The following is an 8760-nucleotide window of genomic DNA, read 5'->3' on the forward strand; positions in this document are numbered from 1 at the left end:
CCGGTTCCAGCAGCAGAGCAAGCTGGGGCGCGAGAGCGCGGACGCGGACCTTTCCAGCTACTCGTTCCACATGGCGGACCAGGGCACCGACGCCATGGAGCGGGAGAAGTCGTTCCTGTTCGCGAGCAAGGAGGGGCGCTACCTGTACCGCATCGAGGAGGCGCTGCGCCGCCTGTACAAGGATCCCGAGGCCTTCGGCATCTGCCACGGCTGCAAGAAGGAGATCCCCTTCCAGCGGCTGGAGGCCCTTCCGCACGCGCGGTACTGCCTGGACTGCAAGCGGCGCGAGGAAGAGGAGAAGGCGGCGTGAGGGCAGGGAACAGGTGATAGGGAATAGGGAATAGCCTGCAACTGACCCCTGTAACTGCGGGTTACGGGGGACAGGTTACAGGGGACAGCCTGCAACGGCGAAGGGCGGCTCTCGGATGAGGGCCGCCCTTCGTGCGTTGTAGCCGCGCTCGAGACGGAGCGGGTGAACCCGCCGCAACGACAGCGGAAAGCCCCGTTCGCATCGCGCTGACGCGCGATGCGAACGGGGCTTCAAGGGCCAACACGGGCCGCCACCCGGCGAAAGGCATGCGGCACGGCAGGGCGGCCGCCGTGCAGTCCGCGCAGGCGGACTTCGCGAAGTTCCAGCGGCGATTTCAATCGCTCCGGCTGGGTGCGTGCCTCGTCCACGAGAGCACCCGGACGGTTGAGGGGCCGTGCAACCCGGCAGGAACCCCGTAGAAGTATACACCCTCTCCCGCGCAGTTTGCGGGAGAGGGTGCGAGCGACAGCGAGCGGGTGAGGGCCCCTCAGAACAGCGCCATCTGCGGCGGCAGGCGCAGCGCGCGCATGCGCGTCACGTCCATGGGCTCACCGGGCGCCTCCTGGCGCGCCACGTCCAGCATCCCCGAGAACCGGCGCTTCTCCAGCGCCAGCCCCACGACCTCCTTCGCCAAGCCGGGATCGTTGGCCTGCTCGCTCATGTGGGCCAGCACCACGGCGCACAGGCCGTCGTGGAACAGCTCACCCACCAGCTCCGCGGCGGCGCGGTTGCTCAGGTGGCCGTGGCTGCCGCCGATGCGCGACTTCACGGACCACGGGTACGGGCTTTCGCGCAGCAGGATCTCGTCGTGGTTGCTCTCCAGCACCAGCACGTCGCAGTTGCGCAGCGCGTGGCGCACGGGCGCCGTGGCGCGGCCCAGGTCCGTGGCGATCCCCAGCTTCTCCCCCGTCCCCGCCTCCGTCACCGTCACGGCCACGGGGTCCACCGCGTCGTGCACCGTGAGGAACGGCGTCACGACCAGCCCGCCGATCTCCACCGGCTCGGCGCTGTGGTACGGGCGCACGTCCTCCGTGCCGTCCAGCAACCCGCGGCAGACGTTGCGCGTCAGGTCCGTCAGGTAGAGGGGCAGGTTCCAGCGCCGCGCGGCGATGCCCATGCCGCGCGTGTGGTCGGAGTGATCGTGCGTGACGAGCAGGGCCGTGAGCGACGCGGGGTCCACGTCCACGGCGGCCAGGCGCCGTTCCAGGTCGCGCCCGCTGAAGCCCGCGTCGACCAGCAGGCGCGTGCCGTCGGACTCGATGAGCACCGCGTTGCCGCGGCTGCCGCTGCCAAGGACGGTGACCTTCAAAGTGCGTGAGTGCGGAAGTGCGTTAGTGCGGAAGTGAACTGCGAGTGCGTCAGTGCGAAAGCGGGCCCGGGTGGGCAGAAAGCCCACGTGAGTACGGATGCGGCCGCTGACGGCGCGATCCACTTCCGCACTCACGCACTGACGCACTCACGCACTCCGGCCCTTGTCCCACGCGCGCCGAAGCTGTCCGGCGGCTGCCTCCGACAGCGTAACCTGCCGGCGGGCCATGGCGCGGGCGGCCACGTCGAGGAACTTGTCCACCCGGTACACCGTCAGCTCCTCTCCGGTCCCCCAGCTGAACGGGGGCACGTACTTGGGCGGCAGCTCCGCCCCGTACAGCATGCTGCCGGCGCCCACCACCGTCCCCGTGTTCAGCAGCAGGCCGATCCCCGTCTTGACGTGGTCGCCCAGGAAGCAGCCCACCTTGAGCTCGCCCGTGTCCTTTTCGCCCTCCGGCGTCCACAGGCGCACGGGGCCGTAGTTGTTCTTGAGGTCGCTGTTGGTGGTCTCGGCGCCCAGGTTGACCCACGCGCCCAGGTAGGCGTGGCCGATGTGCCCGTCGTGCGCCTTGTTGACGTGGTGCAGGCAGATGCTCTGCGCGAACTCGCCCCGGATGCGGCACCCCTCGCCGATGGTCACCGCCTCCAGGTGCCCGCCCAGGATGATGCTGTTGCGCCCCACGTACGCCGGCCCGGCCATCCGCGTGAACGCCTTGACCGTCACGCCGTCGTCCAGCCACACGGGGCCCGCGCTGGTGTCGAAGACCACGCACGGCTCGATCTGCACGCCGACGCCGATCACCAGCGGGTGCTCGCCGAAGCGATGGGACCCCGCGGGAAGCTCCACCGCCGCCGCCTCGGGAAAGAGGCCCGTGATGTCGGCCGTGAGCTGCGCCGGGTTGCCGGACATCAGCTCCCACACGGGGCCGATCATCCGCCCCTCCAGCTCCACCGCGCCCGTGCGGTCCAGGATGGTGGGCGGGCACTCGAAGAACTCGGCGGGGGGCGCGGGCGTCCCCGCCGGGGCGTACCAGCCGGCCACCTCGCCGCCCACGACCAGCGCGCCCGATCCGCCCCGCCGCGCCCGCCACACCTCGCCGCCGCCCCACGCGGGCACGGCGCGGGCGGAAAGGAACAGCCGGTCGCCGTCCGCCGGCGCGTCCGCGTAGCCCAGCACGGGCGGCGAGTCCGCCTCCGCGAAGCCGGCCAGGTGCGCGGCGCCCAGGTGCGCCACGCAGCGCGCGCCGAACAGGCGCTCCGCCCGCTCGCGCGTGGTGAGGGCCCCGAAACGAAGCTCGCCGCCCGGCCGGGTGAGGGCGAACGGCTCCCACCCGCGCGAGACGGCGTCGTCGAACAGGATCAGCTGTAACATCGGTGCGAAAGTGCGAAGGTGCGAGAGTGCGAAAGTGGCTGTGGTGCGAGGGCAGGCCCTTTGCACGATCCGGGCTCAGCCGGCGTGGCGGTCGGCCGGCGATGCGGAGCGCCGCTCACTCTCGCACTTTCGCACTCCCGCACTTTCGCACTTTTTTACGTCACCCCAGCGTGCGCAGCGACTCCGGCAGCTGTTCCAGCAGGTGCTTGAGGTCCGGGGAGCGGGCGCGGTCCGCCACGAACGTCACGCCGGCCGTGCGCACCACCACCAGGTCCTCCACGCCGAAGGCGACCACCGGGCCGTCGTCGGCGTACAGCACCGAGCCGCGCGTGTCCACGGCGTGCGCGTCGCCCAGCAGCACGTTGCCCGCGGCGTCCGCCGGCCGCGTGCGCAGCACCGAGTCCCACGCGCCCACGTCGTCCCACTGGAAGGTGGCGCGGACCACGCCCACCCGGTCGGACCGCTCCAGCAGCGCCTCGTCGATGCTGATGGTGGGCGCCAGGCGAAAGAACTCCTCCGTCCCGCCCTCGCGCAGGATGGGGATGAGCTCGCGGAACTCCGGCGCCTGCCGCTCCAGCCCGTCCAGCAGGTCCGCCACGCGCCACACGAACAGCCCCGTGTTCCACAGGTACACGCCGGACGCCAGGTACTCCTCGGCCACCTCGCGCTTCGGCTTCTCCACGAACTGCGCGACGGCGTTGCCCGGCTCGGGGTGCGCGTCACCCTCCAGCGCCTCCAGGGGTTGGCCGATGCGGATGTAGCCGTACCCCGTCTCCGGCCGCGTGGGCGGGGCGCCGATGGTGAACAGCCGGCGGTGTCCGCTCGCCAGCTCCGCCGCCCGGGCGATGAGCGCGCGGAACGCCTGGGGCGGATGGATGACGTGGTCGGCGTGCAGCGACACCATCACGGCGTCGGGGTCGCGCCGCTCGATCTCGGCCGCGGCCCAGGCCAGCACGGGCGCCGTGCCGGCCGCGCGGGGCTCCAGGAACAGGTTGCCGGGGCCCAGCTCCGGCAGCGTGCCCAGGATGGGCTCCGCCAGGTGCGCGCCCGTCAGGATGCGCAGCCGCTCCTGCGGCACGAGCGGCGTGATGCGCTCCACCGTTTCGCGGATGAGCGGCGTGTCGGACGCCAGGGGAAGGAGCTGCTTGGGGCGGCGGGGCGTGCTCACGGGCCAGAAGCGCGAGCCCACGCCGCCGGCCAGGATCACCGTCCACAGGTGCGGGTTCTGCTCCGCCGGGCTGACGTCCGTCACGCGTCGTCTCCCTCGGAGGACGGGCCGCCGAACAGCTCGTCCACGCGGGCCAGCAGCTTCTTGGGGCTGAACGGCTTGGTAAAGAAGTCCGTGGCGCCCAGCTCGATGGCCTGGCGCCGGTCGGCGTCCTGCCCCTTGGCCGTGAGGATGATGATGGGCGTGTCGCGCCGGTGGGGCAGGCGGCGGGCCTCGGCCAGCACCTCCAGCCCCGTGGCGTGGGGCATCATGATGTCCAGCAGCACCACGTCGATGGGCTCCGGCCCGTTGAGCTCCTCGAGCGCCGCGCGCCCGTCGGAGACCAGGGTGACCTCGTACGGGCCCTGCTCCAGCTTCATCTGGATGATGCGGCCGATGTGCGGCTCGTCGTCGGCCACCAGCACGCGGCGGGGGGCCCGGGTTTCGTCGTTCATCGCTCGGCGGCAGGGGGCGGGGGAACCGCGGGCCCGGCGGCGGGGTTGTACGCGCGGCTCACACCAGGCCCGCCAGCTCGCCGCGGCGCTCCGACAGCTCGCGCAGCAGGGGCGCGAAGCCCACGCCGTCGCGCAGCAGCACGGCCAGCAGCAGGTCGGCGGACAGGGTGGATACGAGCGCCACGCCCCGCTCCAGCTTGAGGACGACGGTCTGCACGTCGCCCAGGCCGGCCGCGCGGCCCAGCTCGCCGGCGGCCTGCGCGATGCCCGGCGCCATGGCGCTCACCGTCTCGGCGTCCAGCCCGGCGCCGCCGGCGTGCTGGATGAGCAGCCCGTCGCGGCCCAGCACCAGCACGTGCTCCACCCCGGGGTGGGCGCCAAGGGCGGCCAGGGCCGTCTCGAGAGGGGGCATTCCGTCGTTCTCCGCTGCGGGATTCCGGGTCCGTGGACGGCGGTCAACGTACCCGCGCGCCCGCGCCCCCGTCAACCCTGGCCGCGCCCGGCGCACGTTGACGCCGGGCCTTGCCGTTCCGTAAGTTTACCCCCGCGTCCGCCCCCCGCGGCGGCGCCTTTTTTTTCACGGGCTCTTTCGCGCGCGCGTGCGACGGCCCCGTTCGACTCGAGGTATCCGGTGCGTCTGCGTTTCTTTGCCCTGCTGGCTCCCCTGCTGGCCTGCGCGCCCCTGCTGTCGGCGTGCGACGAGAACGGCCTGCTGTCGGAGCTCATCCTGAGCCCCGACACGGCCACCGTGGCGCTTCCCGGCGCGTCCGTGGGCAGCGCCCTGGACATCGTCCGCACCCAGCGCGACCGCCTGGTGCGCCGGCCGGAGCTGCTGGAGGACGCCGAGCAGTGGGACGTGGCCCTGCGCCGCACCGAGGCCGGCACCCTGGTGCTGCGCCCCTTCATCCCCGTGGGCGGCGGCCTGCGCGGCGCGGGCCTGGCCGTGAGCAACGAGGCCTTCGAGCAGATCGAGGACGCCCCCCGCGGCGACGGGGCGTACGGCACCACGCCCCTGCCCGTCACGGTCAACGGCGTGTACCTGCTGCGCTCGCGGCAGTTCAGCGGCACGGGCTTCGTCTGCGTCAAGTACGCCAAGCTCAAGGCCGTGGCCGTGGACGAGGCCGCCGGCACGGCGCGCTTTGCCATGGTCATCAACGACGGCTGCGACGACGAGCGCCTGGCCGACTGATGCTCGACGCCCGACTCATCCGCCAGGACCCCGACGCCATCCGCGCGCGCCTCGCCGCGCGCGGCAAGGCCGCCGACACCGACGCGGCCGTGGAGCGCGTGCTGGCGCTGGACGCCGAGCGCCGCGCCGCCATCGCCGAGGGCGACGAGCTCAAGTCGCGCCGCAACGCCGTCAGCCAGGAAGTGGGCGAGCGCAAGCGCCGCAAGGAGAGCGCGGACGACCTGATCGCCGAGATGCGGCAGGTGAACGACCGCATCAAGGAGATCGACGGCCGCCTGCGCGAGGTGGAGGGGGAGATGGACCACATCCTCCTCCGCGTGCCCAACCTCACGGACCCCGGGGTCCCCGCCGGCGGCGAGGAGTCCAACGCGGTCGTCCGCACCTGGGGCGAGCCCCGCGCGTTCGACTTCACCCCGCGGCCGCACTGGGACATCGCGGCGGACCTGGGCATCCTGGACCTGCCGGGCGGCGCCAAGGTGGCGGGGAGCGGATTTCCCGCGTACCGCGGGATGGGCGCCCGGCTGCAGCGGGCCCTCATCAACTTCTTCCTGGACCTGCACACCCGGGAGCACGGCTACACGGAGATGGAGCCGCCCTTCCTGGTGACGCGCGACAGCATGCAGGGCACGGGGCAGTACCCCAAGTTCGTGGAGGACGGCGACGCGTACGCGCTGCCGGAGGACGACCTGTTCCTCATCCCCACGAGCGAGGTGCCGCTCACCAACCTGCACCGCGACGAGCTGCTGGAGGCGGACCGGCTGCCCATCGCCTACACGGCGTACTCGCCCTGCTTTCGCCGCGAGGCGGGCTCGGCGGGCAAGGACACGCGCGGGCTGCTGCGGCTGCACCAGTTCGACAAGGTGGAGATGGTGCGCTTCGAGCGCGTCGAGGACTCCGCCGACGCGCTGGAGCGGCTGACGGGCCACGCCGAGAAGGCGCTGCAGCTGCTGGGGCTGCCGTACCGCGTGCTGCTGCTGGCGGCGGGCGACACGGGCTTTTCCAGCAGCCGCACGTACGACCTGGAGGTGTGGGCGCCGGGGGTGGACCGGTGGCTGGAGGTGAGCAGCGCCAGCAACTGCCGCGACTTCCAGGCGCGCCGCGCCAACATCCGCTACCGGCCGGAGCCGGGCGCCAGGCCGGAGTTCGTCCACACGCTCAACGCGTCGGGGCTGGCCCTGCCGCGCACGGTGGTGGCCCTGCTGGAGAACGGCCAGCAGGCCGACGGCTCGGTGCTCATCCCCGAGCCCCTGCGCCCCTACCTGGGCACGGACCGCCTGGATCCGTCCTGACGTCCGCGTCCCGGGGCCGCCGTCCGGCGGCCCCGCCCGCCCCCGGACACGCCATGCGGCCGTACCTCCCTCCCTTTCCCGGGGCATGCGGCTCCCCTCGCTGAACCGCCGCCAGGTGCCCACGGCCCTCGCCGTGCTGGCCGCGCTCATCCTGGCCTGGTACCTGGTGTACAGCCAGATGCTGGTGCGCGAGCTGCGCCGCGACGCGCAGGTGCACTCGCGCATGGTGGTGCGCGTGTACGGCGCCCTGAGCGACACCGACGTGGACCCCGTGGGCACCCTGCTGGCCCTTTCGGGCGACATCCAGCGCCTGCGCGTTCCCATCGTCTACACCGACCAGGACGGCGTTCCCGCCTTCTGGGTGAACCTCCCCTTCGAGGCCGTGCAGGGCGACACGGCCGACATGATCCGCGTGCTGGAGTACGCGGACAGGCTGGCCCGCGACAACCCGCCCATCTCCGAGTCGGGCCTGGGCACCACCTACTACGGCGATCCGCCGGCCGTGGCGCGGCTCAGCTGGATCCCGTGGCTGCAGGTGGGCGCGCTGGTGGGGCTGCTGGCGGCCCTGGCGTCCGTCATCCGGCACAACGTGCGGACGGAGCGCGAGCGCATCTGGGCGGCCATGGCCCGCGAGTCCGCCCACCAGATGGCCACGCCGCTGTCGTCGCTGGCGGGGTGGGTGGAGATCCTGCGCCTGCCCGACGAAGACCGCGAGCACATGGCCACGCTGCCGGCCGTGGCGGCGGAGATGGAGGCGGACCTGGACCGGCTGGAGAAGGTGGCCCGCCGCTTCGAGTGGATCGGGCGGCCGGTGCAGACGGAGGCCGTGGACGTGCGCATGCTGCTGCGCGTGCTGGAGCGCTACGTGCGCGTGCGGCTGCCGCAGCTGGGCAAGAGCGTGGAGCTCCTGGTGGACGTCCCCGAGGGCACGCCGCCCGTGATGGGCAACGCCATCCTGCTGGAGTGGGCGCTGGAGAACCTCATCAAGAACGCGCTGGACGCCCTGGCGGGGATGGGGGGGACCATCTGCATCGAGAGCGAGGCGGCGGCCGAGAGGCGGGTGGAGATCCGGGTGATCGACGACGGGCCGGGCGTGGCGCCGGCGGTGCGCGACACGCTGTTCGATCCGGGGATCAGCACCAAGAAGGGCGGATGGGGCGTGGGCCTGTCGCTGGCCCGCCGGATCGTGGAGGACGTGCACGGCGGGCGGCTGCGGCTGGAGCCCAGCGAGCGCGGGGCGCGCTTCGTGATGAGCCTGCCCTGCGCCCCCGAAGCCGCGGAGCCCGTCGCCGAGCCGCGCAAGCGCCTGTCGTGGGCGCGTGGCCTCACGGAGCGCGGCGAGGCGAAGGGGCGGCGGGGGTAGGGGGGACACGGTACGAGGGGTACGGGGTACAAAAGGTACGGGGTACGAAAGGTACGGCACGGCCAGGGAAGGTAGGGACGAGCGGGGGATGGAGGGCTCGTCCTGGAGGCGGCCCCCCGTCGCTGCGCGACGGGGGGCCCTCTCCCCCGACCGCCTTTTGCTCGTTCCTCGCAACGTCGGTCGACCCCTCCCCCAACTTCGGGGGAGGGGTTAGTGTAGGCGGAGACTTTCGCGCGGTGGACGGAACCTCGTCCATGCAGTTCTCCC

At 72.6% G+C, this 8760-nt stretch carries 9 protein-coding genes; 4 read left to right on the forward strand and 5 right to left on the reverse strand.

Going from position 1 to position 8760, the window contains the following annotated elements:
• Positions 1-310 (forward strand): TraR/DksA family transcriptional regulator (locus VFZ20_RS14050; protein ID WP_329684527.1); only part of this gene is annotated, 310 nt, incomplete at its 5' end.
• 487 nt (positions 311-797) lie between these two features.
• Here VFZ20_RS14050 and VFZ20_RS14055 read toward each other — a convergent pair.
• The 5 genes from VFZ20_RS14055 to VFZ20_RS14075 form a co-directional block, all read right to left on the reverse strand.
• Positions 798-1619: an MBL fold metallo-hydrolase gene (locus tag VFZ20_RS14055; protein WP_329684528.1), complete on the reverse strand. Its 822-nt coding sequence runs from the start codon at positions 1617-1619 to the stop codon at positions 798-800.
• Between the two features lie 147 nt (positions 1620-1766).
• A complete protein-coding gene (locus VFZ20_RS14060; protein WP_329684529.1) occupies positions 1767-2990 on the reverse strand; it encodes a putative sugar nucleotidyl transferase in 1224 nt (407 codons plus the stop codon).
• Between the two features lie 160 nt (positions 2991-3150).
• Positions 3151-4242, reverse strand: a complete 1092-nt coding sequence (locus VFZ20_RS14065; RefSeq protein WP_329684530.1) for a mannose-1-phosphate guanylyltransferase — start codon at positions 4240-4242, stop codon at positions 3151-3153.
• Entirely contained in the window at positions 4239-4652 is a 414-nt protein-coding gene (locus VFZ20_RS14070; RefSeq protein WP_329684531.1) for a response regulator, read from the reverse strand. Before VFZ20_RS14070 ends, VFZ20_RS14065 begins: the two co-directional genes overlap by 4 nt.
• 58 nt (positions 4653-4710) lie before the next feature.
• The gene (locus VFZ20_RS14075; protein ID WP_329684532.1) at positions 4711-5064 is read right to left on the reverse strand and encodes a roadblock/LC7 domain-containing protein; all 354 of its coding nucleotides are present in this window, start codon (positions 5062-5064) and stop codon (positions 4711-4713) included.
• 219 nt (positions 5065-5283) lie between these two features.
• Here VFZ20_RS14075 and VFZ20_RS14080 point away from each other — a divergent pair, with 219 nt between their 5' ends.
• The 3 genes from VFZ20_RS14080 (at position 5284) to VFZ20_RS14090 (ending at position 8493) form a co-directional block, all read left to right on the forward strand.
• Entirely contained in the window at positions 5284-5841 is a 558-nt protein-coding gene (locus tag VFZ20_RS14080; protein WP_329684533.1) for a hypothetical protein, read from the forward strand.
• Positions 5841-7130, forward strand: coding sequence for a serine--tRNA ligase (gene serS / locus VFZ20_RS14085; RefSeq protein ID WP_329684534.1), 1290 nt, complete (start codon positions 5841-5843; stop codon positions 7128-7130). The genes VFZ20_RS14080 and serS overlap by 1 nt, the downstream gene beginning before the upstream one ends.
• Before the next feature lie 85 nt (positions 7131-7215).
• Positions 7216-8493, forward strand: a complete 1278-nt coding sequence (locus tag VFZ20_RS14090) for a HAMP domain-containing sensor histidine kinase (protein WP_329684535.1) — start codon at positions 7216-7218, stop codon at positions 8491-8493.
• Positions 8494-8760: the final 267 nt, after the last annotated feature.

It is taken from the genome of Longimicrobium sp. (assembly GCF_036280135.1).
Taxonomy (GTDB): Bacteria; Gemmatimonadota; Gemmatimonadetes; order Longimicrobiales; family Longimicrobiaceae; genus Longimicrobium.

Bases quoted from the DNA above. Each gene is read 5' to 3' on its own strand.
- VFZ20_RS14060 (WP_329684529.1), bottom strand. From the start codon at position 2,990: ATGTTACAGCTGATCCTGTTCGACGACGCCGTCTCGCGCGGGTGGGAG.
- VFZ20_RS14075 (WP_329684532.1), bottom strand. From the start codon at position 5,064: ATGCCCCCTCTCGAGACGGCCCTGGCCGCCCTTGGCGCCCACCCCGGG.
- VFZ20_RS14070 (WP_329684531.1), bottom strand. From the start codon at position 4,652: ATGAACGACGAAACCCGGGCCCCCCGCCGCGTGCTGGTGGCCGACGAC.
- serS (WP_329684534.1), top strand. From the start codon at position 5,841: ATGCTCGACGCCCGACTCATCCGCCAGGACCCCGACGCCATCCGCGCG.
- VFZ20_RS14090 (WP_329684535.1), top strand. From the start codon at position 7,216: ATGCGGCTCCCCTCGCTGAACCGCCGCCAGGTGCCCACGGCCCTCGCC.